This is a genomic window from Kitasatospora sp. NPDC057940 (genome assembly GCF_042887425.1).
In the GTDB taxonomy this organism is placed as follows: Bacteria; Actinomycetota; Actinomycetes; order Streptomycetales; family Streptomycetaceae; genus Kitasatospora.
On the sequence record NZ_JBHVPH010000008.1, the window covers coordinates 228,032 to 254,196 of the forward strand.

27 protein-coding genes are annotated in these 26,165 nt (G+C 73.8%); 18 read left to right on the forward strand and 9 right to left on the reverse strand.

Annotated features, from left to right (window positions below; translation table 11 throughout):
- Window positions 1-5 precede the first annotated feature (5 nt).
- The 3 genes from hydA to ACFVTF_RS16035 all read left to right on the forward strand — a co-directional run bounded on the left by hydA (window position 6) and on the right by ACFVTF_RS16035 (window position 2,757).
- The gene (hydA, locus tag ACFVTF_RS16025) at window positions 6-1,436 is read left to right on the forward strand and encodes a dihydropyrimidinase (protein WP_387813998.1); all 1,431 of its coding nucleotides are present in this window, start codon (window positions 6-8) and stop codon (window positions 1,434-1,436) included.
- Window positions 1,437-1,512: 76 nt separating this feature from the next.
- Complete coding sequence (locus ACFVTF_RS16030) at window positions 1,513-2,544, forward strand: TIGR03842 family LLM class F420-dependent oxidoreductase (RefSeq protein WP_387814000.1); 1,032 nt, start codon at window positions 1,513-1,515, stop codon at window positions 2,542-2,544.
- A gap of 21 nt (window positions 2,545-2,565) precedes the next feature.
- The gene (locus tag ACFVTF_RS16035) at window positions 2,566-2,757 is read left to right on the forward strand and encodes a hypothetical protein (protein WP_387814002.1); all 192 of its coding nucleotides are present in this window, start codon (window positions 2,566-2,568) and stop codon (window positions 2,755-2,757) included.
- Between the two features lie 148 nt (window positions 2,758-2,905).
- On the opposite strand, the gene ACFVTF_RS16040 is transcribed toward ACFVTF_RS16035, so the two are convergent.
- A complete protein-coding gene (locus ACFVTF_RS16040) occupies window positions 2,906-4,150 on the reverse strand; it encodes a glycosyltransferase (protein ID WP_387814004.1) in 1,245 nt (414 codons plus the stop codon).
- A gap of 178 nt (window positions 4,151-4,328) precedes the next feature.
- On the opposite strand from ACFVTF_RS16040, the gene ACFVTF_RS16045 reads away from it, so the two are divergent.
- Window positions 4,329-4,595, forward strand: coding sequence for a GlsB/YeaQ/YmgE family stress response membrane protein (locus ACFVTF_RS16045; RefSeq protein ID WP_350875097.1), 267 nt, complete (start codon window positions 4,329-4,331; stop codon window positions 4,593-4,595).
- 120 nt (window positions 4,596-4,715) lie between these two features.
- Here the strand turns inward: ACFVTF_RS16045 and ACFVTF_RS16050 are convergent, their stop codons facing one another.
- From ACFVTF_RS16050 to ACFVTF_RS16065, 4 genes are all read right to left on the reverse strand, one after another.
- Window positions 4,716-5,636: an ADP-ribosylglycohydrolase family protein gene (locus ACFVTF_RS16050; protein ID WP_387814006.1), complete on the reverse strand. Its 921-nt coding sequence runs from the start codon at window positions 5,634-5,636 to the stop codon at window positions 4,716-4,718.
- 137 nt (window positions 5,637-5,773) lie between these two features.
- Entirely contained in the window at window positions 5,774-6,361 is a 588-nt protein-coding gene (locus ACFVTF_RS16055; protein WP_371520390.1) for a TetR family transcriptional regulator, read from the reverse strand.
- A 75-nt stretch (window positions 6,362-6,436) separates the two neighbouring features.
- Window positions 6,437-7,450 (reverse strand): aldo/keto reductase, encoded by a 1,014-nt coding sequence (locus ACFVTF_RS16060; protein ID WP_387814008.1) that lies wholly within the window; start codon window positions 7,448-7,450, stop codon window positions 6,437-6,439.
- A gap of 97 nt (window positions 7,451-7,547) precedes the next feature.
- Window positions 7,548-8,423: a class I SAM-dependent methyltransferase gene (locus ACFVTF_RS16065; protein WP_387814010.1), complete on the reverse strand. Its 876-nt coding sequence runs from the start codon at window positions 8,421-8,423 to the stop codon at window positions 7,548-7,550.
- Between the two features lie 253 nt (window positions 8,424-8,676).
- Between ACFVTF_RS16065 and ACFVTF_RS16070 the strand changes: the two genes are divergently transcribed.
- The 8 genes from ACFVTF_RS16070 to paaE all read left to right on the forward strand — a co-directional run bounded on the left by ACFVTF_RS16070 (window position 8,677) and on the right by paaE (window position 17,221).
- Window positions 8,677-10,062, forward strand: coding sequence for a sensor histidine kinase (locus tag ACFVTF_RS16070; protein WP_387814012.1), 1,386 nt, complete (start codon window positions 8,677-8,679; stop codon window positions 10,060-10,062).
- Window positions 10,059-10,718, forward strand: coding sequence for a response regulator (locus ACFVTF_RS16075; protein WP_371520401.1), 660 nt, complete (start codon window positions 10,059-10,061; stop codon window positions 10,716-10,718). Before ACFVTF_RS16070 ends, ACFVTF_RS16075 begins: the two co-directional genes overlap by 4 nt.
- A 724-nt stretch (window positions 10,719-11,442) precedes the next feature.
- The gene (locus tag ACFVTF_RS16080) at window positions 11,443-12,834 is read left to right on the forward strand and encodes a M20/M25/M40 family metallo-hydrolase (RefSeq protein WP_387814014.1); all 1,392 of its coding nucleotides are present in this window, start codon (window positions 11,443-11,445) and stop codon (window positions 12,832-12,834) included.
- Between the two features lie 269 nt (window positions 12,835-13,103).
- Window positions 13,104-14,261 carry a 1,2-phenylacetyl-CoA epoxidase subunit PaaA gene (gene paaA, locus ACFVTF_RS16085; RefSeq protein WP_387814016.1) on the forward strand — a complete coding sequence of 386 codons (1,158 nt, stop codon included), beginning with the start codon at window positions 13,104-13,106 and terminating at the stop codon, window positions 14,259-14,261.
- Window positions 14,258-14,551 (forward strand): 1,2-phenylacetyl-CoA epoxidase subunit PaaB, encoded by a 294-nt coding sequence (paaB, locus tag ACFVTF_RS16090; RefSeq protein ID WP_030056311.1) that lies wholly within the window; start codon window positions 14,258-14,260, stop codon window positions 14,549-14,551. Before paaA ends, paaB begins: the two co-directional genes overlap by 4 nt.
- Window positions 14,552-14,564: 13 nt before the next feature.
- The gene (gene paaC / locus ACFVTF_RS16095) at window positions 14,565-15,482 is read left to right on the forward strand and encodes a 1,2-phenylacetyl-CoA epoxidase subunit PaaC (RefSeq protein WP_387814018.1); all 918 of its coding nucleotides are present in this window, start codon (window positions 14,565-14,567) and stop codon (window positions 15,480-15,482) included.
- Window positions 15,476-16,030, forward strand: coding sequence for a 1,2-phenylacetyl-CoA epoxidase subunit PaaD (paaD, locus tag ACFVTF_RS16100; protein ID WP_387814020.1), 555 nt, complete (start codon window positions 15,476-15,478; stop codon window positions 16,028-16,030). Before paaC ends, paaD begins: the two co-directional genes overlap by 7 nt.
- Complete coding sequence (paaE, locus tag ACFVTF_RS16105; protein ID WP_387814022.1) at window positions 16,031-17,221, forward strand: 1,2-phenylacetyl-CoA epoxidase subunit PaaE; 1,191 nt, start codon at window positions 16,031-16,033, stop codon at window positions 17,219-17,221. It abuts the gene before it with no gap.
- Window positions 17,222-17,295: 74 nt separating this feature from the next.
- Here the strand turns inward: paaE and ACFVTF_RS16110 are convergent, their stop codons facing one another.
- The gene (locus tag ACFVTF_RS16110) at window positions 17,296-18,396 is read right to left on the reverse strand and encodes an NAD(P)-binding domain-containing protein (RefSeq protein ID WP_387814024.1); all 1,101 of its coding nucleotides are present in this window, start codon (window positions 18,394-18,396) and stop codon (window positions 17,296-17,298) included.
- A gap of 142 nt (window positions 18,397-18,538) precedes the next feature.
- A complete protein-coding gene (locus ACFVTF_RS16115) occupies window positions 18,539-18,910 on the reverse strand; it encodes a YbjQ family protein (RefSeq protein WP_371520421.1) in 372 nt (123 codons plus the stop codon).
- Between the two features lie 122 nt (window positions 18,911-19,032).
- Here ACFVTF_RS16115 and ACFVTF_RS16120 point away from each other — a divergent pair, with 122 nt between their 5' ends.
- From ACFVTF_RS16120 to ACFVTF_RS16130, 3 genes are all read left to right on the forward strand, one after another.
- The gene (locus ACFVTF_RS16120; protein ID WP_387814026.1) at window positions 19,033-19,965 is read left to right on the forward strand and encodes a hypothetical protein; all 933 of its coding nucleotides are present in this window, start codon (window positions 19,033-19,035) and stop codon (window positions 19,963-19,965) included.
- 251 nt (window positions 19,966-20,216) lie between these two features.
- Window positions 20,217-20,660, forward strand: a complete 444-nt coding sequence (locus ACFVTF_RS16125) for a hypothetical protein (RefSeq protein WP_371520426.1) — start codon at window positions 20,217-20,219, stop codon at window positions 20,658-20,660.
- Between the two features lie 114 nt (window positions 20,661-20,774).
- A complete protein-coding gene (locus tag ACFVTF_RS16130; RefSeq protein ID WP_387814028.1) occupies window positions 20,775-21,572 on the forward strand; it encodes an aminoacyl-tRNA hydrolase in 798 nt (265 codons plus the stop codon).
- Between the two features lie 24 nt (window positions 21,573-21,596).
- Here the strand turns inward: ACFVTF_RS16130 and ACFVTF_RS16135 are convergent, their stop codons facing one another.
- Entirely contained in the window at window positions 21,597-22,178 is a 582-nt protein-coding gene (locus ACFVTF_RS16135; RefSeq protein WP_387814030.1) for a DUF2269 domain-containing protein, read from the reverse strand.
- A 97-nt stretch (window positions 22,179-22,275) separates the two neighbouring features.
- Window positions 22,276-23,049: an SDR family NAD(P)-dependent oxidoreductase gene (locus ACFVTF_RS16140; RefSeq protein WP_387814032.1), complete on the reverse strand. Its 774-nt coding sequence runs from the start codon at window positions 23,047-23,049 to the stop codon at window positions 22,276-22,278.
- Window positions 23,050-23,484: 435 nt separating this feature from the next.
- Here ACFVTF_RS16140 and ACFVTF_RS16145 point away from each other — a divergent pair, with 435 nt between their 5' ends.
- From ACFVTF_RS16145 to ACFVTF_RS16155, 3 genes are read left to right on the forward strand one after another with little or no spacing between them, the layout of a single operon-like run.
- Window positions 23,485-24,225, forward strand: coding sequence for a hypothetical protein (locus ACFVTF_RS16145; RefSeq protein WP_387814034.1), 741 nt, complete (start codon window positions 23,485-23,487; stop codon window positions 24,223-24,225).
- A gap of 35 nt (window positions 24,226-24,260) precedes the next feature.
- Window positions 24,261-25,439 carry a sensor histidine kinase gene (locus tag ACFVTF_RS16150; RefSeq protein ID WP_387814036.1) on the forward strand — a complete coding sequence of 393 codons (1,179 nt, stop codon included), beginning with the start codon at window positions 24,261-24,263 and terminating at the stop codon, window positions 25,437-25,439.
- Entirely contained in the window at window positions 25,436-26,098 is a 663-nt protein-coding gene (locus ACFVTF_RS16155; protein ID WP_387814038.1) for a response regulator, read from the forward strand. The genes ACFVTF_RS16150 and ACFVTF_RS16155 overlap by 4 nt, the downstream gene beginning before the upstream one ends.
- The last annotated feature ends 67 nt before the right edge of the window (window positions 26,099-26,165 follow it).

Sequence of the window (26,165 nt, forward strand, 5' to 3'; positions counted from 1 at the left end):
GCGCGATGACCACCCGCGACCCGCACCAGCGCACCATCGTCCGCGGCGGCCTCGTCATCACCGCCGCCGACGAACTCCACGCCGACGTCCTCATCGAGGGCGAACGCATCGCCGCCCTCGCCACCACCGGCAGCTCCGCCGCCGAGGCCTGGAGCGCCGACACCGTCATCGACGCCACCGGCCACTACGTCATCCCGGGCGGCGTCGACGCCCACACCCACATGGAACTGCCCTTCGGCGGCACCTCGGCCTCCGACACCTTCGAGACCGGCACCCGGGCCGCCGCCTGGGGCGGCACCACCACCATCGTCGACTTCGCCGTGCAGTCCGTCGGCGGCTCGCTGCGCGAGGGCCTGGACACCTGGCACGCCAAGGCCGACGGCAACTGCGCCGTCGACTACGCCTTCCACGCCATCGTCTCCGACGTCAACGAGGCCGTCCTCAAGGAGATGGACGCCCTCGTCGACTCCGGCGAGTCCACCTCCTTCAAGCTCTTCATGGCCTACCCCGGCGTCTTCTACAGCGACGACGGCCGCATCCTGCGCGCCATGCAGCGCGGCGCGGTCAACGGCGGGCTGATCATGATGCACGCCGAGAACGGCATCGCCATCGACGTCCTGGTCGAACAGGCCCTCGCCGCCGGGCACACCGCACCCCGCTACCACGGCGAGGTCCGCCGCGAACTCCTGGAGGCCGAGGCCACCCACCGGGCCATCAAGCTCGCCCAGGTCGCCGGCAGCCCGCTCTACGTCGTCCACGTCTCCGCGGCCGCCGCCCTCGCCGAACTCGTCCAGGCCCGCGACGCCGGGCTCAACGTCTTCGGCGAGACCTGCCCGCAGTACCTGTTCCTCTCCACCGACAACCTCGCCGAGACCGGTGCCGACGGCTTCGAGGGCGCCAAGTACGTGTGCAGCACGCCGCTTCGGCCGCGCGAGCACCAGGAGGCGCTCTGGCGCGGACTGCGCGCCAACGACCTCCAGGTGGTCTCCACCGACCACTGCCCGTTCTGCTTCACCGGGCAGAAGGAACTCGGCCGCGGCGACTTCTCGAAGATCCCCAACGGGCTGCCCGGCGTCGAGAACCGGATGGACCTGCTCCACCAGGCCGTCGTGGACGGGCACATCACCCGTCGGCGCTGGATCGAGATCGCCTGCACCACGCCCGCCCGGATGTTCGGACTGCACCCGCGCAAGGGCACCATCGCGCCCGGCGCCGACGCCGACCTCGTCGTCTACGACCCCACCGCCGTGCAGACCGTCTCCGCCGCCACGCACCACATGAACGTCGACTACTCGGTGTACGAGGGCCGCCAACTCACCGGCCGCGCCCGCACCGTGCTCTCGCGCGGCACCGTCGTGCTGGACGGCGAAACCTGGCTCGGCCGGGCCGGCCACGGCACGTTCCTGCGCCGCGACACCTGCCAGTACCTGACCTGACCACTCTCCCGCGCCGCCGCCCGGGCCTGTGCGCACGACCGCCCGGGCGGCGGAACCACCCTCCCCGGAGCCACCCATGGACATCGGCCTCGTCCTGCAGACCGACCCGCCCGCCCGCCTGCTCATCGACCGGATGATCCGCGCCGAACAGGCCGGGTTCAGCCACGGCTGGACCTTCGACTCCTGCGTCCTGTGGCAGGAGCCGTTCGTCATCTACAGCCGGATCCTCGCCGAGACACGGCGGTTGACCGTCGGACCGATGGTCACCAACCCCTCCACCCGGACCTGGGAGGTCACCGCCTCCCTGTTCGCCACGCTCAACGACATGTACGGCAACCGCACCGTCTGCGGCATCGGCCGCGGCGACTCCGCCATGCGGGTCGCCGGACGCCGCCCCGCCACCCTCGCCCGGCTCTCCCAGTCCATGCACGCCGTCAAGGAGCTGGCCGAGGGGCGGACGGTCGAGGTGGACGGCACCGAGATGCACCTGCCGTGGGTCGGCCCCGGCGCCCGACTCCCCATCTGGATGGGCGCGTACGGGCCGAAGGCGCTCGCGCTGACCGGTCGCCAGGCCGACGGGTTCATCCTCCAGCTGGCCGACCCGTACCTCACCGAGTACATGGTCAAGGCCGTGCGGTCCGCCGCGGCCGAGGCCGGCCGGGACCCGGACGCCGTCACCATCTGCGTCGCCGCCCCCGCCTACGTGACCGCCGACGACTCGCCCGCCGCGCTCGCCCACGCCCGGGAGCAGTGCCGCTGGTTCGGCGGGATGGTCGGCAACCACGTGGCCGACCTGGTCAGCCACTACGGCGCGCACTCCGAGCTCGTCCCGGAGGCCCTCACCGACTACATCAAGGGCCGCCAAGGCTACGACTACAGCCACCACGGCCGGGCCGGGAACCCCGACACCGCCTTCGTGCCGGACGAGATCGTCGACCGCTTCTGCCTCATCGGCCCGCCGCAGGCCCAACTCGCCCGCCTGGAGCACCTCCGCTCCCTCGGCGTCGACCAGTTCGCCGTCTACGCCATGCACGACGCCGTCGAGGCCACCATCGACGCCTACGGGGCCGACGTCATCCCGCACCTGTCCCGCCAACCCCAGGCGTAACGCCGTTCACGCGGAGGTGAGTTGCCCACGGCCGGCGGCGCCGCGGCCAGCGGCGGCGGGCAGTGGCAGCACTCCGGTGGCCGGGTCGAACTCGAACCGGCCGTAGGAGAGTTGCCGTCCGACGGCTTCACCAACCTGCTGCCCGGCTGGAGGCTGATCTCCGACCCGCACGTGTACATCTTCACCTGGCCGGGTGTGGTCGGCGGGCGGTGACGGCGCTGCCGGCCGGGGGCGTCCTGGCGGTCGGCGGCGGGCGGCTGGCAAGTGACAGCGAACGAATGACAGCAAACAGATAACAGATTTCGAAATCTGTTATCTGTTTGCTGTTCGCTGTCGCTTGTTCACGGCCGCCTGCCCGCTGTCATCCGCCAGCCGCTGCCCGGTCGACGGCCGCCAGTACCTTCGCCGCACCGTCCTCGGCCGCGAGCGTGGCGGCCACCGCCCGGGCCTGGTCGCGGTAGCGGGGGTCGTCGAGGGCCTGGCGGATGGCGGCGGCGAGGCGTGCGGCGGTGAGGGCGTGCAACGGTACCGGTCCGGGGGAGACGCCGAGGCGGGTGAGCCGGTCGGACCAGAACGGGGCGTCGAGCTGCGCCGGTACCGGGACGGCGGGCGTGCCGCAGCGCAGGGTGGCGGCGGTCGTGCCGGCGCCGGCGTGGTGGATCACGGCGGCCATGCGGGGGAACAGCCAGTCGTGCGGGGCGTCGCCGATGGTCAGGACGTCCTCCGCCTCGCCGGCGCCGAGGTCGCTCCAGCCCGACTGCAGGACGGCCCGGACCCGGGCTGCGCGGACGGCGGCGACCACCGTCGCGGTGAGTCGGCCGGGCTCGGGGACGACCAGGCTGCCGAAGCCGACGAAGACCGGCGGCGGTCCGGCGGCGAGGAAGTCGAGCAGCCGGGCCGGGGGGTGCCAGCCCGGATTTCGTACCGGCCACCAGTAACCGGCCACGTCCAGTCCCGGGTGCCAGTCGGCGGGCCGCGGGACCACCGCAGGCGAGAACCCGTGCAGGACGGGGTACTTGCGCCTGGCGCGGGCGGCGCCGAGCGGCGGCAGGCCCAGGCGGCGGCGCAGCCCGCGTACGGCGGGGGCGAAGAGCTGGTCGGTCGCGACCTGGACGGCGTGCCCCGCGAGCAGGTTGCCCGGGCGGCCGAGTGAGCGGGCGCCGGTGACAGCGGGCGCGAACTCCCTGGTGGGGGAGAGGGGTTGAAGGTGTAGGCCGATGCTGGGAATGCCCGCGGCCTCGGCGGCGACCTGGCCGAGCGGGCTGGTGGTGCTGGTGGTGAGCAGCAGGTCGGTGCCGAGTGCCGTGGCGTCGGCGATGCCGTCGGCGAGCTCCGGCATGAACTTCCGCCCCAGCTGCATCAGTTGCAGGACGGCGCGCGGTCCGGTGCCGGCCTGGAGCAGGCGCCGTCCCTCGGCGGAGGCGAGTTCGGCGCGCGGGTCGACCGGCAGCGGGCGGAACTCCAGCCCTGCGGCCCGCACCGAGGCGGCGAAGGTGGCGTGGGTTGCGACGGCCACCTGATGTCCGGCCGCCTGGAGGCGGGCGCCGAGCCCGGTGAACGGGGCCACGTCGCCCCGGGATCCGGCGGTGGCGATCAGGATGCGCATGGCCGCAGTATCCCGGCTCGGGCGCCCCGCCGGGAGGGTGCCTCGCCCGGAGCGGCCCGGTCCGGGGTGGCCGGTTCGGGCCGGTACTTCCGCGGCGCCGGAACCGGGCGGTGGCGGGCGGCGTCCTTCCTGGCAGAGCGGCGGAACGGGGCCGCCGCGCCGTGGACGGGAGGGACAGATGAGCATCGTCGCGTGGATCGTGCTTGGCCTGCTGGCGGGTGCGCTGGCCAAGCTGCTGCTGCCGGGAAAGGACCCGGGCGGCCTGATCGTGACAACCCTGATCGGTATCGCCGGCTCCTTCGTCGGCGGTTGGATCGCCTCGCACTTCCTGCACAGGTCGGTGACGGCGCACTTCTTCGACATGGCGACCTGGGTGTCGGCGATCGGCGGGGCCCTGGTACTGCTGATCATCTACCGGCTGGTGTTCGGCAGCTCCCGACGCTAGCCCGGTCGCCGGGAACCGAGCTGCGCCGAAACGCCGACGCCGGGCCGGAGCGCCGACCCGGCGTCGAACAGCCGAGCCGAGCCACCCGACCAGGCCCACGGGCCGGTCGGCCGGCTCGGCTCAGCGCGTTGGTGTCGACGCCTCCGGCACCCACTCCGGCAGGTCCTCGCGGGCGGTCAGCCAGGCGGCCGGCACTTCGGCGAGGCCGGTGCGGGCGGCGACCACCCCGGCGGCGATCGCGCAGGTGGTGTCCATGTCGCCCCAGCCCTCCAGGGTGTGCCAGATCGCCTCGGGCAGTGAGTCCAAGTGCCCGGCGGCGGACCAGAGGGCGAACGGGACGGTGTCCGGGGCGGAGATCATGAACCCGGAGCCGAGCACGTTGGCGGCCTGCCGGACGCTCGTGTGCCCGGGCAGCCGGGCGGCGATCCGCAGGCCGGAGCGCACTTCGCCGTCCGGCAGGCGTCCGGCCACCTCCGTCAGCAACTCGGCACGGCCGGGCGGGGTTTGGCCCCGGCTGCGGACCGCGAGTGCCGTGGCGAGGGCGACCGCCACCGCGCCCGCGACCGCCTCCGGGTGAAAGTGCGTGGTGAGAGCCTGGAGTTCGGCCTGCCGGGCGACGGCGTCCAGGTCGTCCGCGAACCAGGCGCCCAGTGGGGCGACCCGCATCGCGGCGCCGTTCCCGTACGAGCCCTGACCCTCGAACTGGCGCGAGGTGATGGCGTACCAGTCCCCGCCGGCGCCGATCTCACGCAGCACCCGGTGCATCGACGGGCCGTACTTGCGCCCGTACTCGCGGGCGTACTCCTCGGCGAACTCGCCGGCCAGCGCATCCTGCCGGACCTCGCCCCAGGAGGCCAGGTGGCGGACGAGGACCAGCGCCATCGCGGTGTCGTCGGTCCAGTGCCAGGGCGCCGGGCGGAGCTGGCGTGTGGCCAGCGCAGCGGGCGCCTCGTCGACCGGGGCCGAGAACCAGCGGTCGCCGAAGGCGTCGCCGAGGGCCAGCCCTTGCAGACTGTCCAGGGCCGGACGGGCCGCACACATGTCATCCTCCAGGTGAGATCAACTGTGCGCGGCAGTCTGCCGGACGACCGGGCCTGCGGGCGACCGGGTTTCGCTCCGGTGTCGGCGGGCCCGGCCGTCGGCACCCGGGTCAGGGGCGTCTGGGTGTCGGAGGTGCGTCACTTGGCGAGCAGGCCGCCGAGGATGAGCTTCCAGAGGGCCTCGAAGCGGTCCTCGATGGTCGGCTCGGACCACGAGGACGCGTACGCCGGGTCGTGGAAGGGGCCGGTGGCGTCGAAGACGGCGCGGGCCGTGGAGAGGATGTGGGCGAGCTTGAACTCCTTGCTCTCCATGCCGTCCTGGACGATCTGGGCGATCTGGGTGACCAGGGTGTCGATGTGCGCCTCGACGATGCCGCTGTTCTCCTCGACCAGCACCATGTAGGTGGCGAACAGCTCCGGGTCGTCCAGCGCCTTCTTCCGCTTGGCCGCGAACAGCGTCACCAGCCAGCGGTGCAGCCGCTCGACGGCCGAGCCGGCCTCGGTCGAGATGAAGGCGAGCTGGTTGTGCGCCTGGTCGAGCCAGCGCTGGGTGACCGCCTCGCGCAGCGCGGCCTTGCTCGGGAAGTGGCGGTAGACGCTGCTGTGGCTGACGCCGAGGATCCGGGCGACGTCCACGACGGTGGCCTTGGCCGGGCCGAACCGCCGGAGGACGTCCTCCGCCGCGATCAGGATCTGCTCGGCGGTGAGTGTGGTGTCCGTGGTCACGGGGAGGTCCGTCCTTAGGGTCGTGCGGTCGAGGGTGGTGCTGCCGTCCCCGGCCGTCGGGCCGGTTCGGGTGGGTCAGTGCTCGCTGTCCAGGTGTGCCATCTGGGCGGCAGCGTAGCGGTCGCCCGCTGCGGAGCCGGCGGGGACGGCCGCCTCGATGGCCGCGAGGTCGGCCGCGGTGAGCGTGACGTCCAGCGCGCCCAGCGCCTCGGTGAGGCGGTCGCGGCGGCGGGCGCCGACCAGCGGAACGACGTCCTCCCCGCGCGAGGCGACCCAGGCGATGGCGACCTGGGCGACGCTCGCCTCCTTCGCGGAGGCCACCGCGCGCAGCGCCTCGACGAGCGCGAGGTTGTGGGCCAGGTTGTCGCCCTGGAAGCGCGGGCTGTGGCCGCGGAAGTCGGTGCCGGCCAGGGCGCGGCCCTGGTCCCAGTGGCCGCTGAGCAGGCCGCGCGAGAGCACGCCGTAGGCGGTGACGCCGATGCCGAGCTCGCGGGCGGTGGGGAGGATGGCGTCCTCGATCGAGCGGGAGATCAGCGAGTACTCGATCTGCAGGTCGCTGATCGGGTGGACGGCGGCGGCCCGGCGCAGGGTGTCGGCGCCGACCTCCGACAGGCCGATGTGACGGACGTAGCCGGCCTTCACCAGGTCCGCGATGGCGCTGACGGTCTCCTCGACCGGGACGCTCGGGTCCAGGCGGGCGGGGCGGTAGACGTCGATGTGGTCGGTGCGCAGGCGGCGCAGCGTGTAGGCGAGGGCGGTCTTGGTGGCGGCGGGGCTCGCGTCGTAGCCGAGCCACTGGCCGTCCGGGCCGCGCTGGGCGCCGAACTTCACGCTGATCTGCACGCTCTCGCGGGCGCGGCCGCGCAGGGCCTCGTGGATCAGCAGCTCGTTGTGGCCCATGCCGTAGAAGTCGCCGGTGTCGAGCAGGGTGACCCCGGCGTCGATCGCGGCGTGGATGGTGGCGATGCTCTCGGCCTCGTCGGCCGGGCCATACATGTCGGACATGCCCATGCAGCCGAGGCCGAGGGCAGAGGTGACCGGTCCGGAGGTGCCGAGGGTGCGCTGGGTGGGGCGGGAGGTCGTGGCCACGGGGACTCCAGGGGTGGGTGCGGCGATGGGTGGGGTGACCCGGAATCCACTATGGCACGACAGCGAACAGATTTCAAAATCTGTTCGCTGTCGTCTGTTATCTGTTTTCTGTTATCTGAAAGCTGTCACCTGTTACCTGTCGCCCGCCGACCCGATCGGCAGCCCGGCCGCGGTTCTCGTACGCGAGTGCCACGTCGGTCGTGGCCTCGCCGGCCGGGGGCTCCGGCGGCGAGGCCGGACCCCAGTTCTCCCGCCCGCCCGGTGACCGCAGCAGATAGGCGCGGGCCGGCGGCAGGTTGCGCCACACCGTGCGCTCGCCCAACCCGTACGCCGCCTCGAACCGCCGCAGCAGTCGCACCACTGCCCGGTGGCGGGCGCTCTGCCGGGGCCCCGAGGACAGGGTGCGGGCCGTCGTCGTGCCGAGGTAGCCGAAGTACGTCAGCTCGCCCCCGGGCAGAAGCAGCCGCAGATAGAGGTCGAGGAGGTGGCGCACCTGGGCCGGCTCGAAGTTGGTGAACGGCAGGCCCGACACGATCACGTCGTACCGCTCGTCCGTCGCGCCTGTCCCGTTCGTCTGGTGCTGGGGCAGTTCCTCCACCCGGCAGGCCGACAGCCGCAGGGCGACGCCCGGGCGTCGTGCGGCCAGCACCGGGTCCTCGCGCAGCCGGTCGGCGAAGCGCGGGTTCGCCTCGACGACGTGCAGCCGGTCGCCCGGGAGCAGTACTTGGGCCAGCCGGCGAGTCACCACGCCCGTCCCGGCGCCGACTTCCAGCACCGAGATCGGCCGATTCGGGCGGCTGGTGGCCGGAACCACCAGGGCGTTCACCAGGTCCTCGCCGCTCGGGGCCAGCGCTCCGGTGTCGTGGAAGGTGCGCAGGGCCTCGGCGAGGAACAGCAGGTGCTCCTCGGTGGGCCGTGAACTGCGCTGCGGGGCGAGGAAGTCGGGGCGCGGGCGGAGCTGTTCGGTGGTCATGCCGTCGACGCTAGGCAGCCCCGCCGCACCCCGAATCGGCCGACGAGCGACGCGTACCCCCGACGAAAGTCGAGGGTGCGGGTACCCGGGAGAAGGGGGCACCCGCCCACCGCCCGCCCGTAGCATCGAGCCGGACGGACGGACGGACGGACGGACAGACAGACGGACGAACCAGCAGACAGGCAGGCGACGGACGACGGGCGGACGGAGCGAGCGCGGAGGGAGCCCGATGCGAGAGGACGGGAGCGGCCCGATGCGCACAGGCCTGTTGGGCTGGTACGGCCCGGACCGCCGGCTGTGGAGCGAAACCCTGCTGCTGCTCGGCATCCTCGCGCTCACCGTCGAGGAGGGCCTCTCCCAGTGGGTCCACGCCGACGAGCCGTTACGGCTGCCCCGGACCATCGCGGCCGTCCTCGCCCCGCTCTCCCTGCTGTTCGCCCGCCGCTACCCGATGGCCTCCGCCGTCCTGCCGGTGCTCACCGGCGGCCTGTTCAACCGCGCCTTTCCCGGACTGTTCAGCGTCTACTACCTCGCCTCCCTCGGCCGGACCGGCCCGGCGGCGGCCGGCGGCGCCCTCATCGCGGTGGTGAGCGCGACTCGAGCCGATTCGCTGGTCGGCTGGGCGGGCACCACCGGATCCCAACTCCTCGTCCAGGTGGCGACCTTGTCCTTCGGCCTGTGGCTGCACGGCCGCCGGGTGCTGATCCGCACCCTGCACGAGCAGGTGGACGTGCTGCGCCGGGAGCGCGAGTTGCGCGCCGAACGGGCCCGGGCCGCCGAACGGGCCCGGATCGCCCGGGAGATGCACGACGTGCTCGCCCACCGTCTCAGCCTGCTGGTGCTGCACGCCGGGGTGCTGCGCGACCAGGCCCTCGCCGGCACCGTCGCCGCCGACCCGGACCGGCTCACCCACCGCCTCGAACTGCTGCGCACCACCGCCGCCCACTCGCTCGACGATCTGCGCGACGTCCTCGGCGCCCTGCGGGCCGACCCGCCGACAGCACCGGCCGCCGAGGAGGTGCCGGCCGCACCACCTCGGGCGGCGCGCGTCCCGGCGCGCATCCAGGCGCCCGGCCCGACTCCCGTCCCGGCGCCCGCGCTGCGCGACCTCACCGAACTCGTCGGTGAGGCCACGTCGGCCGGGCAACAGGTCGAACTGGCCCTCTCCGGCGACCCGGAGACCGTCCCCACCACCCACCGGCTGGCCGTGCACCGCCTGGTCCAGGAGGCGCTGACCAACGCCCGCAAGTACGCGCACGCCGCGCCCGTCACCGTCCGGGTCCGCTACGGCGCCCCGGCCACCACCGTCGAGGTCCGCAACGGTCCGGGGGAGGTGTCGCCGAACGGGCCGGGCACCGGCGGCGGGTACGGTCTGGTGGGGCTCACCGAACGGGTCGACGCGCTCGGCGGCCACCTCGACGCGGGGCCGGACGGCGGTGGCGGCTTCCGGCTCGCGGCCCGCCTACCCGCACCGGAGCGCCCGCCGCAGACCGTGCCAGGGTCCGTGCCAGGGTCCGTGCCAGGACCCGTTCCTGGGCCCTTCCCGGGAGCGGGCCCAGGACCGGGACGCGACCCCGGATCCGGGCCTTCCCCGGCCCTTGCCCCCTCCCCGACCCCGCAGCCGAAGGACGCCGAATGATCCGCACGATGGTGGTCGACGACGACGCGCTGGTGCGGCTCGGCCTCGTCGACCTGCTCGCCCAGGACCCGGCCCTCACCGTGGTCGCCGAGGCCACCGACGGACTGCAGGCCGTCGAACTCGCCCGCAGCCAGCGGATCGACGTGGCGCTCATGGACATCCGGATGCCCAGGCTCGACGGCATCGCCGCCACCAGGCGCCTGCGCGAACTGCCCGACGCCCCGCGCGTGATCGCGCTCACCACCTTCGACCTCGACGAGTACGTGTACCAGGCGCTCGCCGCCGGGGCCGACGGCTTCCTGCTCAAGGACACCCCGCCCGCCGAGATCGCCCGGGCCGTCCACGTCGTCGCCGGCGGCCAGGGGATGCTGCACCCGGCGGCCGCGCGGCGACTGATCGACCGCTACCACCGCACCGGTGCGCCCCGGTCGGTCGCCGCCCGCAACCGGGTCGCCGGGCTGACCCCGCGCGAGACCGACGTGCTGCGCGAACTCGCCGACGGGCTCTCCAACGCGGAGATCGCGGGCGTCCTCGGGATGCGCGAGAGCACCGTGAAGGCGCACGTCAGCCGGATCCTGACCGGGTTGGGCGTCGGCAACCGGGTCCAGGCCGCGCTGCTCGCGCGCGATGCCGGGCTGGTCGGGGACGGTGCCTGAGCCGGCACCGGGCGGTGCGGGGCGCTGTGGTGGGGTGCCATCGAGGCTCGTGTGGTTGCTGGTCCTGCCGATGCCCGACGCCCGGTGGTGCGCACGGTGATGGGTGGGGCGTCATGTCGTCCGGTGTTCACGCGAGTGTTCCCGGGGCGTCGGACCGGGCTCCCCCTGAGCCGGTCACGTGCTCCCGATTCGTACCGCGCGCTGAGCCGTTGTCACCCATCCGGCGTGGAAATCCCGCGCCTTGGCGGTTTGCGCTGCCGAACCCGGGCGGCGGGTCCATGGTGGAGATGGGCGCGATCCGGCGACCGCGCCCGCGCGCCGATCCAGGCCCGCGCGCCGCGCGCCCGCCGCTGTTCTCCGACGGGTGTCCGAGGCTGAGGGCCCGGTCCCGGCACGCTGGGAGCAGGGCCACCTCGCAGGAAGCCGAACGGTTCTTCTAGGCTCACATCTCGGCTTCCCTGCGGCGGTCCGGCCCGTTGCGCCCGCCGTCAGGAAGCCGCCGTCCACGGGGCCCCGGGCGGACCGGGGCCACCGGATCGAGCGAGGAGGACGCAATGCCAAGCACGCCGCCCAGCCGTTCCACCGCACTTGGGCCAGACGGTCCGTTCCGAAGGGCCGGGCACCATCCCGGTCGATCGGCACGGTCCGGCCGGTCCTGGCAGCCGGGTTGGGGTGGTCGGCCGGTCCGGCCGCTGAATACCGGCAGCGGCCGCGGAGGCGAACGTTGAGTCCCCAGATCGTCGGGTCGCCCGCCGCGCCGAGTGCCGCCGCCCCCGACGGTGACTCCGCCCCCGCGCCCGCCCCTGCCTCGGACCGCGCCCCCGTCGACCTCCCGGCCGCTGCCGGCGGTGAGGCCCTCACCGCCACCGCTACTGTCACCACTACCGCTCATGCCAAGACCGCGGTCACCGTCACAGCCTCGGCCGCCGCTGCCGCGACCGCCGCACTCCCCGGCCTGCCGCAGGCCCTCAGTACTCGCGCCCGTACGCTGGCCGGGGCCGTCCGGCGCCGGTGCACGGACCTGGCCCGGATCGAGTCACCCAGCGGAGACGTGCCCAGACTCGACGCTCTCGCCGAGGAGTTGAGCGCCGGATTCAGCGCCACCGGTGCCACCGCGCGACGCGAGCCCGGGCCGGCCGGCGACCACCTGGTCCTGGAGTGGGAGGGGCAGGACGAGACCCTGCCGCACCTGTTGATCGTCGGCCACCACGACACCGTCTGGCCGGTCGGCACCCTCGCCGACTGGCCGGTCACCGAGCAGGACGGCCTGCTCAGCGGCCCCGGCGTCGTCGACATGAAGGGTGGACTCGCCATCCTGGAAGGCGCGTTCGCCCTGCTCGCCGACCTCGGGCAGCGGCCGCACCGCGCCGTCCGGCTGGTCGTCGTCTCCGACGAGGAGGTCGGCAGTCCGGACGGACGGCGCCTGGTCGAGCGCCAGTTGCGCGGCGCGGCCGCGGTCCTCGGGCTCGAACCTCCGCACCCCGACGGCCGGTTGAAGACGGCCCGGCGCGGCAGCACCCGGGTCCGGCTCACCGTCACCGGGCGTGAGGCCCACGCGGGCAACGACGCCCAGGACGGGGTGTCGGCGGTCGACGAACTCGTCGACCAGCTCGTCGTCGTCCGCGGCCTCGCGGGACAGCCGGGGACGGAGCTCAACGCCGGTCGGATCAGCGGGGGTTCGCGGGCCAACGTGGTCGCGGGCCGGGCCGAGGCCGAGCTCGGCCTGCGATTCTCCACCGTCGAGGCGCAGCGCCGTACGCTCGACAACCTGGCTCGGCTCACCGCGCTGCGCCCGGGGGCCAGGGTCCGGACCGAGGTGCTGTCCAGTCGTCCGGCGTGGCCCGAGCGCACCGGCAACCCGCTGCTGCGGCACGTTCGTTCACTCGCCGCGGTGCTTGGGCAGCAGCTGGACGGCGGTCCGGCGGGCGGTGCGGGGGACACCAATCTGCCGGGCTCGCGCGGGCTGCCGACGCTGGACGGCTTCGGCGCGGTCGGTGCCGGCGCTCACGCCCGGCACGAGCACATCCGGCTCGACCAGCTGGCACCCCGGATCGCCCTGCTGGCCGCGCTCCTCGCCGTACCGCTGCCAAGGCTGCGCGACCGTACGGAGGGTTGAGCGGGCCGCCGACAGCCGGGGGCTGCCGGCGTACAGAGAGCAGGGGACAGAGAGCAGAGAGCAGAGAGCAGAGGACAGGGGACAGGGGGCAGAGAACAGAAGGCGGATGACAAGTAACAGCTGACAGATAACAGCTAACAGATAATGAAATCTGTTAGCTGTTATCTGTCTGTGGCCCGCCCACAGTCGCTCGCCCGCCCCCGGCGCTCGCCCCCGAAACCCCGCCCCCCACCCGCATCCCTTGCCATCCCTCCACCTCGCTGCGCAGAATGGTACCGACCGAACGGTCAGTCGGTTGGCGCCGTGGGCGCCGGCGCGGGACACGAGAGGTGATCGTGGTGACAGCAGAGGTGGCCGAGCCGGTCCCCGCGCAGGCGCAGGAGGACCGGTTCGAGGCGGTCGTCGCCGCCGAGCAGCGGATCGAGCCCAGGGACTGGATGCCCGACGCCTACCGGGCCACGTTGGTCCGCCAGATCGCCCAGCACGCCCACTCCGAGATCATCGGCATGCAGCCCGAGGGCAACTGGCTCACCCGCGCCCCCTCGCTGCGCCGCAAGGCGATCCTGCTCGCCAAGGCCCAGGACGAGGCCGGCCACGGCCTCTACCTCTACGCCGCCGCCGAGACCCTGGGTGTCGACCGCGCCGAGCTGACCGAGAAGCTGATCTCCGGCCGGCAGAAGTACTCCTCGATCTTCAACTACCCGACCCTCACCTTCGCCGACGTCGGCGTGATCGGCTGGCTGGTCGACGGCGCCGCGATCTGCAACCAGGTCCCGCTGTGCCGCTGCAGCTACGGCCCGTACGCCCGCGCGATGGTGCGGATCTGCAAGGAGGAGTCGTTCCACCAGCGTCAGGGCTACGAGCTGCTGATGACGCTGATGCGCGGCACCGACGCCCAGCGCCGGATGGTCCAGGACGCGGTGGACCGCTGGTGGTGGCCGTCCCTGATGATGTTCGGGCCCCCGGACGCCGACTCGCCGAACACCGCCCGCTCGATGGCCTGGCGGATCAAGCGGCACACCAACGACGAGCTGCGCCAGCGCTTCGTCGACATGACCGTCCCGCAGGCCGAGCACCTGGGCGTCACGCTCCCGGATCCCGAGCTGCGCCGGAACGAGGAACGCGGCGGCTGGGACTTCGGCGAGCCGGACTGGTCCGAGCTGACCAGGGTCATCCACGGCCAGGGCCCGTGCAACGCCCAGCGGGTCGAACGCCGCCGGACGGCGCACGAGGACGGCGCCTGGGTCCGTGAGGCGGCCGTCGTCTACGCGGCCAAGCGCCGCGCCGAACAGTCCGCCGACCAGTTCGCCGACCAGTTCGCCGAGCAGTCCGCCGAACCCGGGCAGCCCACCGGATCCGAACCGCCCGTCGAAGCCGGGCAGCCTGGCCCTACGGGCGAGCCCACGGAACAGGAGAACGGAAAGTGACCGAGTCCAAGGCCGGCTGGCCGCTGTACGAGGTGTTCGTGCGCCCCCGACGCGGGCTGAACCACGTCCACGTCGGTTCGCTGCACGCGGCCGACGACCGGATGGCCCTGCTCGCCGCCCGCGACCTCTACACCCGCCGCAACGAGGGCGTCAGCCTCTGGGTGGTCCGCTCGGACGCGATCACCGCCTCCACCCCGGACGAGCGCGACCCGTTCTTCGAGCCCAGCGGGGACAAGGTCTACCGCCACCCGACCTTCTACGACATCCCCGAGGATGTCCCGCACATCTGACGGGGGACCCGCCATGCAGGACCACAGCACGCAGGCCGGCACCGACGTCGAGGCCGATGACCACGTCTACCTCGGCCTCGCCGAAGCCACTCCCGGCCCCGAGGGCGAGGGCCGCTGGGCGTACGGGACGGGCTTCGCCGACCCGCTGCTCGGCGTGGACACCGCCGTGCCCGCCGGGCTGGACGGCGCGGACCTCGCCGCCTACTGCCTGATGCTCGGCGACGACGCCCTGATCCTCTCCCAGCGCCTGATCGAGTGGTGCACCCGGGCGCCCGAGCTGGAGGAGGAGGTCGCGCTCGCCAACCTGGGCCTCGACCTGCTCGGCCAGGCCCGGCTGCTGCTCACCCGGGCCGGCCAGGCGGACGGCTCCGGCCGCACCGAGGACGACCTGGCGTACTGGCGGGAGGACCACGAGTTCCGCAACGTCCGGCTGGTCGAGGCCCCGAACGGCGACTTCGCCCACTCGATCGCCCGGCTGCTGCTGTTCGCCACCGCGCGCTGCGCCCTGTACGAGGCGCTGAGCGCGCACCCCGACCCGGTGCTGGCGGCGGTCGCCGCCCGTGGGGTCAAGGAGCTGGCGTACCACCGCGAGTACGCCACCGCCTGGACGCTTCGGCTCGGTGACGGCACGCCGTACTCCTCGGCGCGGATGCAGGCCGGACTGGACGCGCTCTGGCCGCTGCTGGAGGAACTGTTCACGGCCCACCCGGTGGAGCTGCGGACGGGCGCCGATCCGGCGGCGCTGCGCGAACCGGTGCTGCGCTCGCTCGGCGCCGTCCTCGCCGAGGCCGGGCTGACCGTGCCGGACGTGCAGCCGCTGGCCACCGTGCTCGGCCGGGCCGGCCGGGACGGCGTGCACACCGAGGCGCTCGGCCCGCTGCTCGCCGAATTCCAGGTGCTGGCCCGCGCGCACCCGGGGGCGACGTGGTGAGCGCGGCGCTGACGGAGCGCGGGACGGCCTGGGAGGTCGCGGCGGCCGTGCCGGACCCGGAGCTGCCCATGCTGACCCTGGCCGACCTGGGGGTGCTGGCCGAGGTGGCGGTGGACGACGGCGCGGTGACGGCCTGGCTGACCCCGACCTACTCGGGTTGCCCCGCCGTGGCCGAGATGGCCGCCGACGTGGACCGCCGGCTGCGCGCGGCCGGGTACCGGGACGTCCGGGTCCGGCTGCGGCTGGATCCGCCGTGGTCGACCGATCTGATCACCGCCGAGGGCCACCGCAAACTCGCCGAGGCGGGCATCGCCCCGCCGCGTCCGACCTCCGCCGCCGGCGTGGCCGGCCCGGTCGCGCTCGCGCTCGGTCCCACCCGCACCGCCGCTCCCACCGTCGCCGCCGCTTCCGCAGCCGCTCCCGTGCCCTGCCCGCGCTGCGGCGGCGCGGACACGGAGGAGCTGTCCCGCTTCGGTTCCACCGCCTGCAAGGCGCTCTGGCGCTGCCGCGCCTGCCGGGAGCCGTTCGAACGCGTCAAGGAGATCTGAATGCCCGCCGCTTCGCACGCAGCCTCCCCGGCCGACGCCGCCTCCCGGGCCGACGCCGCCGCGCACGCTGACGCCGACACTCCCGCTGAGGCCGCGGTGTCCACGGTGCGCCCCGCCCGCCGCCCGACCTTCCACCGGCTGCGGATCGAGCGGGTCGAGCGGCTCTGTGACGACGCCGTGGCGGTGACCTTCGCGGTGCCGGACGGGCTCGCGGCGGACTTCGCCTTCCGGCCGGGGCAGACCCTGACGCTGCGCAAGGTGGTGGACGGCGTCGACGAGCGCCGCTCGTACTCGATCTGCGCCCCCGCCGGCGGGCCGCTGCGGATCGCCGTCCGGGAGGTGCCCGGCGGGCTGTTCTCCCGGTGGCTGGTGCGGGACGCGGGGCCGGGCGAGGAGGTGGACGTGCTGACGCCGTCGGGCCTGTTCACCCCCGACCTCGGCGTTCCGGCCGAGCACGTGCTGCTCGCGGCCGGTTCCGGCATCACCCCGATGCTGTCGATCGCCGCGTCCGTCCTGGCCGCCGACCGCAGCTCCACCGTCACCCTGCTGTACGGCAACCGGCGCAGCGACACCGTGATGTTCGCGGACGAGCTGGCCGACCTGAAGGACCGCTACCTCGGCCGCTTCCAGCTGGTCCACGTGCTGTCCCGGGAGACCCGTGACGCCGAACTGCTCAGCGGGCGGCTGGACCCGGAGCGGGTGCGGGCGCTGCTGGCGGCGCTGGTGGACGTCGGGGGCGTCGGGCACTGGTGGCTGTGCGGCCCGTTCGGGATGGTCGCCGGGGCGAAGGAACTGCTCGCCGGGCTGGGCGTGCCGGGCGAGCGCGTGCACCAGGAGCTGTTCCACGCCGAGGACGAGCCGGTGTCCGAGCGGCCGGAGGACCGGGACGGCGCGGCGGGAGCGGCCGACGGCCCGCACAGCGAGGTCACCGTCGTCCTGGACGGGCGCGGCAGCACGCTCTCCCTGCCGTGCGACCGCTCGATCCTGGACGGCGCCCAGCGCTCCCGCCCCGACCTGCCGTTCGCCTGCAAGGGCGGGGTGTGCGGCACCTGCCGTGCGCTGGTCACCGAGGGCGAGGTCGAGATGCGCCGCAACTTCGCGCTGGAGGAGAAGGAGCTGGCGGCCGGCTACGTCCTCACCTGCCAGGCCCGCCCGGTCACCGACCGGGTGACGGTCGACTACGACCGCTGAGCGGCCGGCCGCCCCGCCCTTCCCCTTCCTGGCTGCTTCAGACGACGGCCGGGGCGGGCAGCCTCCTGGCTGCTTCAGACCACGGCTGGGGCGGGCAGCCCGGCCGGGTCGCCGAGCAGCTGGACGAGGTCGCCGACGGCGGCGCGACCGGCCCGGTTGGCGCCGATGGTGCTGGCGGACGGGCCGTAGCCGACCAGGTGGACGCGCGGGTCGGCGGTGGCACGGGTGCCGGTGAGCGCGATGCCGCCGCCGGGGGAGCGCAGCCCGAGCGGGGCCAGGTGGCCGACCTCCGGGCGGAAGCCGGTGGCCCACACGATCGCGTCCACCGCCAGCTCCTCCTCCCCCCAGGCGACGCCGTGCTCGGTGAGCCGGTCGAACATCGGGCGGCGGTGCAGCGCGCCCAGCTCCTCGGCACGCCGGTAGGCGACGGACGGGCCGAGCCCGGTGACGCTCACCACACTGCGCACCGGCAGGCCCTGCCGGACCCGTTCCTCGACCTTGGCGACCACCGCGCGCCCGTACTCGGGGGTGAACGGCCCCTCGTGGTAGACGGGCGGGGTCCGGGTGACCCAGACCGTCTCGCCGACCGCCGCCACCTCGGACAGCACCTGGATCGCCGAAGCGCCCCCGCCCACCACCAGGACGCGCCGGCCGGCGAACTCCCCGGGGCCGCGGTAGTCGGCGTAGTGCAGTTGGCGACCGGCGAAGTGGCCCGGGTAGTGGGGCAGGAACGGGCGGGTCCAGGTGCCGGTGGCGTTGATCAGCGCCCGGGTGGGCCAGGTGCCGTGGTCGGTCTCGACCAGCAGCCGGGAGTCCGGGCGGCCCGACTCGGCGCGCACCGCGCGAACGGCGACGGGGCGTACGACCGGGAGCGCGTGCCGGGCCTCGTACGCCGCGAAGTACCCCGGCACGACCTCGCGCGCCGGGGCCTCGGGGTCGGGCTCGGGGAGTGCGGCGTCCGGGAGGTCGTGGAAACCGTGCACGGTGGCCATCCGCAGGGACGGTGAGCGGTGCGCCCAGGCGCCGCCCGGCGCGGGGTTGGCGTCGAGCACGACGAAGCCGCCGTCGGCGTCCGCCCGGTAGGGGGCGAAGCCGCGGCGGCTGAGGTGGTAGGCGGCGGACAGTCCGGCCTGTCCGGCGCCCACCACCAGGACGTCCACCAAGCGGACGTCCACTCCCGGGACGTCCGCTTGCCGCTGCCCGTCATTGGTTGCACCGTAAACAGTCACGCCGGTGAAACATCGGGGGTGCGGCGGGTGTTCCCGCGTCTGCGGGTGCTTGCGGTCCCGCCGCGTGGCGCCCCGCGCGGGCGACGCGTCAGCTGGCCGGGGAGATCACCGCGGCCGTGCCGTAGGCGCAGACCTCGGTGCCGACGTCCGCCGCCTCCGTCACGTCGAAGCGCATCATCAGCACCGCGTTCCCGCCGCGCGCCTTGGTCTGCTCGATCAGCCGCTGCATCGCCTCGTTGCGGCTCTCGACCAGGGTCTTCGTCAGGCCCCGCAGCTCGCCGCCGATCAGCGACTTCAGTCCGGCGCCGATCTGGCTGCCGAGGTGGCGGCTGCGCACGGTCAGCCCGAAGACCTCGCCGATCACATGATCGACCCGGAAGCCGGGGATGTCGTTGGTGGTCACGACCAGGACGTCGGCGTTCGGGCCCTGCCCGCCGCCGTACTCGTTGATGTCAGCCATGGGTCCATCCTGCCGTGTCGTACGTCCGAGTGATCGAGGCGGGGCCGGGCGATGGCCGAGAAGGGGTCCAGAAGCTGGTTCAGACCGGTGATCGAGCGGCCGAAAGGCCGTACCGTAGCCCCATGGGCGAGCGAAGCGATCATCCACAGGGGCCGGGCGCGGCGGAGGACTCCGGCGCGCAGGAGATCGAGGCGACGGTGGTGCTGGGCCTGCGGATCACCGACTGGCCGGCGCTGCGCGCCGCCGCGATCAGGGCCGTCGAGGAGCTGGTGTTCGAAGGCGTCGACCCGGCCGGCCAGCGCCGCGAACTGCTGCGCGAGGTCTCCGAGGACGCCAACGCGGCGCTCGGCGCACTGCTGCACCCGGACCGGCTGGTGGCCGCGATCCCCGGGGTCGAGGCGATCGGCGGCACGTTGGAGATCAGCGTCACCGAGGACTTCGCGCCGGACTTCGCCGAGCTGTTCCCGCTGGAGGGCGACGAGGACGAGGACGGCGGCGCAGGCGCGGACTGGACCCTCACCCCGCGCACCGCCTGCCTCCTGCACGCCCAGCTGATCGGCCTGGCCGACGCCGCCTACGACGACTTCGACGAGCACGGTGACGAGCCGGTCGTCGACGGCGAGGACGCCGACTGGGCGGTCTACGCCCGCCTGCCCCAGCGCACCTGGCGGCTGCACCGGAACTGGCGCCGCGCCATGGCCCGGGCCTTCGACGACCTGGCCGACGACCTCGCGCTCGGCGAATGGCCGCTGCCGCGATGTCTGGCCGAGGACATCGGGCTGCGGATGGCCCTGGTGGACGCCCGGGCCCTGCTCGGCGCGCAGCCCGAGTCGGTGGCCGACATGATGGGCGACCTGCCGGCCGACCTGTACGACTACGACTGGGACGGCTGTCACGACGAACTGTTCGGCGTCTACGGACCGGACGACGGCGACCCGGAGCTGGGCGCCGAGCAGCGCACCGAGGTGCTGCTGGCGGCCACGCACCCGGAGGGCTGGTTCCTGACGTACGAGGACGCGGAGGCGCGGGACCCGCAGCGCGGCTACCGGCGCTGACCGGCCGTCGGGCCGGTTCGGCCCTGGTCGGGATGGGTCGGGATGGGTCGGCCCTGGTCGGGATGGTTCGAAGGGCTTTTCGGGCGCTGTGACGGGTGGGCGACTAGGCTGCGGGCATGTCCGATACGTCTGATGTGCGTGCGGTATCCCGGGGGCCGGACAGGGCGGACGGTCCGGCCCGGGCAGGTGGTCCGGCTGGGGCAGACAGTCCGGCTGGGGTGGGTGGGCCTCCGGCAGGCCGGGACGACCAGGTGCTCACCCGGATCGCGCTCGGGCTGGACGGCGTCCAGGCCGCCCAGCGCGGGCGGACGGCCGAGGCGCGGGCCAGCTTCGAGGAGCTCTGGGCGGCGCTCGGCGAGCGGGGCGACGTCTTCCACCGCTGCGTCCTCGCCCACTACCTGGCCGACCTGCAGGACGATCCGCAGGACGAGCTGGAGTGGGACCGGCGGGCGCTGGCCGCCGCCGACTCGCTGACCGCCGAGCGCGCCCAGACGTACGAGTCCGCCCTCCAGGTGCGCGCGTTCTACCCCTCGCTGCACCTCAACCTGGCCTCGGACCACCTCAAGCTCGGCGAGCCCGACCTCGCGCGCGAGCAACTGGAACGCGCCGTGCGCAGCCTGGACGCGCTCCCCGAGGACGCCTACAGCGCGGGCATCCGGTCGGCCGTCGACGAACTGCGGCAGCGGCTGCGCTGAGCGGTGGCGTGCGGGGACGGCGGCGTGCGGGTGGCGGCGGTGTGCAGGGGCGACGGTGTGCGGGCTCCCGGCACCGCGTGATCACCGGGGTGGCGGGGCTGGCATGCTGGACGGGTGACTTCTCCGTTCGACACCCCTGCTCCCGATGCCGCTTCCGATTCCGCTCCTGGCTCTGTTCCTGGTTCCGTCCCGGCGCCCGTTTCCGCTGCCGACGGCGCCCCGGCCCCGGCGGACCGTGACGCGCGGCCGCAGTACGTGCTGCCGCTGCTCGTCCGGCTGGAGAAGGCCACGCCGCCCGGGCGGACCGACGCGCTGGAGACCTCGGCCCGGGCGGTGCTCACCCTGCTGTCCGACTCGCGGGTGACCGACGCGGACGGCGAGTGGGCGGAGCGGGTCGAGGCCTGGGAGGACGCCCGGATCCGCAAGGTGGTCCGGCGGGCCCGGGGCGGGGAGTGGCGCCGGGCGGGCGAGCTGCCGGGGATCACGGTGAGTGGACGGGAGGCCGAGGTGCGGGTGTTTCCGCCGGTGCCGTTGGACGGTTGGCCGAAGGACCTCGCCAAGCTCCAGGTCTCCGGGACGGACTTGGAGGAGACCGCCGAGGTCGGCGCTCCTGAGCCCGGGTTGCCGGTGCTGTGGCTCAACCCGGAGCTGGAGATGAGCGCGGGCAAGACGATGGCGCAGACCGGCCACGCCGCCCAGCTGGCCTGGTGGCGGCTGGACGAGGCGCAGCGCAAGGAGTGGGCCGAGGCCGGATTCGCGCTCGCGGTGCGGACGGCCCCGGCGGAGGCGTGGGAGGCGCTGGTCGCCAGCGGTCTGCCGCTGGTCCGCGACGCGGGCTTCACCGAGATCGCGCCGGGCAGCTGCACGGTGATCGCGGACCACCCGGCACTGCGGGGGACTGCCGAGGTCTGACAGCGGGCTCTGCCCGGCCTCGGCTCACCCGCCGCTGGGCCGTGACCGGGCATGGCGGCGTCCCGACGGTTTGGCGACGGAGAGCACGACGTTGGCGACGTACACCGACAGCGCGACGGTCGGGATGATCACCAGGTTGTAGCGGGTGAACCCGAGGTGCATGTCCGCGATGGTGCCGGTGGGGTGCTGGTCCACCAGGCGGGCCGCTTCGTGCAGCCGGGCGGTGAGTCCGAAGATCGAGGCGGCGGTGGCGGCCAGGGTGAGCCAGAACTTGACGGCGACCCAGCGGTACCTGAACAGGCGCCAGGGGGTGCCGAGTGAGAGGAGCAGTCCGGTCAGCAGGGAGAGCAGGCTCAGCGGGAGGACCAGCGCGTCGCCGAGGAGCGGCATCATCCGGTAGGCGCTGCGCAGGGTCTCCGCGCTGTCCGTCAGCAGCCCTGTCGCGCCGAGTGCGAGCAGGCAGAGCATCAGGCCCAGCCAGCTGACCGAGCTGATGATGTGCACGACCACCGCGCTCTTGCGGGCAGTCGGTGAGAGGCGGAAGTTCGTGGGCTGCCGGGTGCCCGGACGGGGCGTTGCCACGGAGGGCGCGGCGGGGGTGGTCATACGGGGTCCTTCGGGAGATGGCCAGGGGAGGGGGCCTGCGTCAGGCCCCCGTGGTGAGCGCCGTTCGCCGGCCGGTGGTTGCGGCCGGCCACCGGCGTCAGAGCATGATGCGCCCGCCGGCCACGTCGATCGTCAGACCGGTCAGCCAGGACGACGACTCGGACGCGAGGAAGAGCGCGGCGTGAGCGACATCGGCGGGCACTCCTGCGCGGCCCAGTGGGAACTGCCTGAGGATCAGCGGGAGCGTTTCGGCGGGTATGCGCTCCTTCTGGCTCTCCGTCATGATGAGGGAAGGAGCCAGGCAGTTGACCCGCACGCCGTACCGGCCCACCTCCTGTGCGATCTGGCGGGTGAACATCAGCACGCCTGCCTTGGCCGCCGCGTAGGAGGCGGCGGCACCGCCGGGAAGCCGCCCGGCGGTGGACGCCATGGTGATGATCGAACCGCCGCCGCGCTCGATCATGTCGGGCAGGAAGGTCTGCACGGCCAGGAAGGTGGCGGTCAGGTTGAGGTCGACCACCGAGCGCCAGTGCTCCAGGCTCATCTGCTCGATCGGCACCGGGTCGCCGCCTCCGCCGACGAACGCGCAGAGCACTTCGATCGGACCGACGGACTGCTGGGCCTGTGCACGCAGCCGTACGAGGTCGGCGGGATCGGTGCAGTCGGCCGTCAGTGCGACCGCCGTTCCGCCTGCCGCGCGGATCTCGCCGACCGTCCGGTCGACGGCACTGCGGTCGCGGCCGACGACGGCTGCCTTGACACCGTTGGCGGCCAGGGCCTTTGCCGTCTCGGCCCCGATGCCCCGGGAACCTCCGGTGACGAGGGCGGCCTTACCCGCGAGATCGGGATAGGTGGGCAGTGGTGTGATCATCGGTTTGGCTCCGTGGATGCTCGGTTGACGGTGGGTCGGCCGGCGGGCGCCGTGGTGCCGCCCGTGCCGACCCCAGGAATCGTCGCCGCCGCGCCCGCACGCCGTCGTCGCCCGAGCGGCGGCCGTCGGGATACTCCCGCTGTCGTAGCGTCGCGGCCCGGTGGTACGACGCCGGGAGGCGGCCGAAGCGCCAGGCGCAGGGCGGCTGCTGACACAGACCGAGGACAGCGCGCTTCTGGTGCTTCAGCCGTTGGTGCGACCCACGGCTGAAGCGCCAGGCCTGTGTTGAGGGCGGCCGGTGACCCGGTACCTCCGCGGGCGTACGGCGGAGGCCTTCCTCCGGAGGACGCCCCGGCGCGGCCGGCGCGGTGAACTGGACCGCGCCGGACGTGGGCCTTCCAACCGGCGCCGTCCCTTGTCTGGAGGCTGTCGACCTTGTCGTCCTTCACCTCGCCCCGCCGGTCGTCCACGGGAGCGCTCAGCGGCATCCTGTACGTGCTCCTCTTCGTGGTCAGCCTCGTCATCAGCGGCATCACCGCGCCCTCCGGGCCGTTCGCCACCCCGTACTCCAGCGACGACGTGGTGCGGAAGTACCTGCTCGCCGATCCGGCGGCGCTGCACCGTTCGCTCCAGGTGGGCGCCCTGTTCCAACTGCTCTCGGCGCTGGCGCTGCTGGCGTTCGTCCCCTGGCTCTCGGAGTTCGTGGGCCGCCACGGCACCCCGGTGCGGGCGGGTGTGGTCCGGGCGGCTGGCACTGCGTCCGGGGTCCTGCTGGTGCTGTCCGCGAGCGCGGGGTGGGTCCTGTCGCTGCTGGGCACCGCCGCGGACCTGTCGGTGTCCCGCGCCCTCATGGACCTCGCCTTCATCACCGGCGCCGCACCCGCGATCGGTACGCTCGGCGTGGTCCTGTGGCAGGTGTCGCGCACCGCGCTGGTGAGCCGGGCGCTGCCCGCCTGGGTGGCCTGGTCCGGACTGGCCCTGTCCGTCGCGAGCGTGTCGTCCCTGCTCTCGCTGGTCGCCGAGCCGGCCACGCTGCTGATCCCGGTCGGACGTTACGTCGGCTTCCTCTGGTTCGTCGCGGTGAGCCTGACGCTGTGGCGTCGGGACGGCGGCACCCCCTCCACGGGCCGGTCGCGTACTACGGCGGGAGTAGCCGCACCCGCACCCGCGAGCTGATGCCCGGCTGTGGCGCGCCGCACTAGCCTTCCGGCATGAACGAGTTAAGCCCGTCGTGGAAGCCGGCGTGGAACCGCTCCGGCCGGGCGGGCCCGCCCGTGCTCTCGTCGCTGGCCGTCGCCTGCTTCCAGATGGTGGGCACGGTCGGCGCAGGACACCGGCAGCCCGACCGCGTCCAACTCGACGCCCTCGGCTACGCGCTGCTCCTGCTCGGCCCCGCCGCGCTGCTGCTGCGCCGCCGCCACCCGGCGGCGGTCATGGTCGCCACCACGGCGGTCACCATCGGCTACCTGTTCGCCGGGTACCCGTACGGCCCGGTCTTCGTCAGCCTTGGTGTGGCGTTCTTCGCCGCGGTCCAGTGCGGGCGACGGCGGACGGCCTGGGCCTGCGGCGGCGCCTTCTACGTCGGTCAGCTGCTGATGAGCTACGCGATTCCGCGCGACTGGCTGCGGGCCAGGAGCTGGCAGGCCAACGCCTGGCAGGAGTTGGGCGTCACGGCGGTGCTGCTGCTCGTCGCGACCGGTGCGGAACTGGCTAGGGTCCGCCGCGAGCGGTCCGCCGCCGCCAGAGCCGCCGCGGAGGAGGCACAGCGGCGCCGTGTCGACGAGGAGCGGCTGCGGATGGCCCGCGAGCTGCACGACATCCTGGCGCACAGCATCTCGTTGATCCACGTCCAGGCCGGGGTGGCGCTCGAACTCATCGACACCCGCCCGGAACAGGCCAGAAGCGCCCTGACGACGATCAAGGCCGCCAGCAAGGAGGCCCTGGGCGAGGTCCGGCAGGTCCTCGGCACGCTGCGCGGACCGGGGGCCGCCGCGCCGCGCACTCCCGCCCCCGGCCTGGACCGGCTGGACGAACTGGTCGACCAGGCCGGCCGGGCGGGCCTGACCGTCAGCGTCCGTTCCGAGGGCGTCCCCGGGGAGGTCCCGGCGGCCGTCCAGCGGGCCGCCTTCCGGATCGTCCAGGAAGCCCTGACCAATGTGATCCGCCACTCCGCCGCCCGGACGGCCACCGTGCTGCTCTCCCGGACGGCCGACGGCCTCACCGTGCAGATCGACGACCCGGGCCCGGCGGGCGGCGGCGACGCGGGCGGCTCGGGAGCCGGACTGATCGGGATGCGGGAGCGGGTCGCCGCCTTCGGGGGCGCCCTGGAGGCGGGTCCGCACGACGAGGGCTTCCGGGTCCGGGCCCGCTTGACGAGAGGTGACCGATGATCAGGGTGCTGCTGGTGGATGACCAGATGCTGGTCCGGGCCGGGTTCCGGGCGTTGCTCGACGCCCAGCTCGACATCGAGGTGGTCGGCGAGGCCGACGACGGCGAGCAGGCCCTGCGCCTCGCCGTCGAGCTGCGTCCCGACGTGGTGCTGATGGACATCCGGATGCCCCGCCTCGACGGCCTGGAGGCCACCCGGCGGATCGGGGCCGACCCGGAGCTCGACGGGGTGCGGGTGGTCGTACTGACCACCTTCGAGCTCGACGAGTACGTGTTCGAGGCGCTGCGGTCCGGCGCGGCGGGGTTCCTCGTCAAGGACGCCGAGCCGGCCGAACTGCTCCGGGCGGTCCGGGTCGCTGCCGCAGGCGACGCGCTGCTCTCGCCGGGCGTCACCCGGCGCCTCATCGGAGAGTTCGCCGCCCGCTCGAAGGAGCCGCGGGCGGTCGGCCTCGAGATGCTCACCGAACGCGAGCGCGAGGTGCTCGCCCTGGTCGGGCTCGGGCTCTCCAACGAGGACATCGCCCGCCGCCTGGTGGTCAGCCCGCTGACCGCCAAGACGCATGTCAGCCGTGCGATGGTCAAGCTCGGGGCCCGCGACCGCGCCCAACTGGTCGTCCTCGCCTACGAATCCGGCCTGGTCCGGCCCGGCTGGCTCGGGTGACGAGTGACAGATGACAGCGAACAGGTAACAGAAAATAGATAACAGATTTCGAAATCTGTTATCTGTT

What these genes read in the sequence shown, in the direction of transcription:
- hydA (WP_387813998.1), top strand. Translation starts at nt 6, where the DNA reads ATGACCACCCGCGACCCGCACCAGCGCACCATCGTCCGCGGCGGCCTC.
- ACFVTF_RS16030 (WP_387814000.1), top strand. Translation starts at nt 1,513, where the DNA reads ATGGACATCGGCCTCGTCCTGCAGACCGACCCGCCCGCCCGCCTGCTC.
- ACFVTF_RS16040 (WP_387814004.1), bottom strand. Translation starts at nt 4,150, where the DNA reads ATGCGCATCCTGATCGCCACCGCCGGATCCCGGGGCGACGTGGCCCCG.
- ACFVTF_RS16045 (WP_350875097.1), top strand. Translation starts at nt 4,329, where the DNA reads ATGAGCATCGTCGCGTGGATCGTGCTTGGCCTGCTGGCGGGTGCGCTG.
- ACFVTF_RS16050 (WP_387814006.1), bottom strand. Translation starts at nt 5,636, where the DNA reads ATGTGTGCGGCCCGTCCGGCCCTGGACAGTCTGCAAGGGCTGGCCCTC.
- ACFVTF_RS16065 (WP_387814010.1), bottom strand. Translation starts at nt 8,423, where the DNA reads ATGACCACCGAACAGCTCCGCCCGCGCCCCGACTTCCTCGCCCCGCAG.
- ACFVTF_RS16070 (WP_387814012.1), top strand. Translation starts at nt 8,677, where the DNA reads ATGCGCACAGGCCTGTTGGGCTGGTACGGCCCGGACCGCCGGCTGTGG.
- ACFVTF_RS16075 (WP_371520401.1), top strand. Translation starts at nt 10,059, where the DNA reads ATGATCCGCACGATGGTGGTCGACGACGACGCGCTGGTGCGGCTCGGC.
- paaA (WP_387814016.1), top strand. Translation starts at nt 13,104, where the DNA reads ATGGTACCGACCGAACGGTCAGTCGGTTGGCGCCGTGGGCGCCGGCGC.
- paaC (WP_387814018.1), top strand. Translation starts at nt 14,565, where the DNA reads ATGCAGGACCACAGCACGCAGGCCGGCACCGACGTCGAGGCCGATGAC.
- paaE (WP_387814022.1), top strand. Translation starts at nt 16,031, where the DNA reads ATGCCCGCCGCTTCGCACGCAGCCTCCCCGGCCGACGCCGCCTCCCGG.
- ACFVTF_RS16115 (WP_371520421.1), bottom strand. Translation starts at nt 18,910, where the DNA reads ATGGCTGACATCAACGAGTACGGCGGCGGGCAGGGCCCGAACGCCGAC.
- ACFVTF_RS16120 (WP_387814026.1), top strand. Translation starts at nt 19,033, where the DNA reads ATGGGCGAGCGAAGCGATCATCCACAGGGGCCGGGCGCGGCGGAGGAC.
- ACFVTF_RS16135 (WP_387814030.1), bottom strand. Translation starts at nt 22,178, where the DNA reads ATGACCACCCCCGCCGCGCCCTCCGTGGCAACGCCCCGTCCGGGCACC.
- ACFVTF_RS16140 (WP_387814032.1), bottom strand. Translation starts at nt 23,049, where the DNA reads ATGATCACACCACTGCCCACCTATCCCGATCTCGCGGGTAAGGCCGCC.
- ACFVTF_RS16150 (WP_387814036.1), top strand. Translation starts at nt 24,261, where the DNA reads ATGAACGAGTTAAGCCCGTCGTGGAAGCCGGCGTGGAACCGCTCCGGC.
- ACFVTF_RS16155 (WP_387814038.1), top strand. Translation starts at nt 25,436, where the DNA reads ATGATCAGGGTGCTGCTGGTGGATGACCAGATGCTGGTCCGGGCCGGG.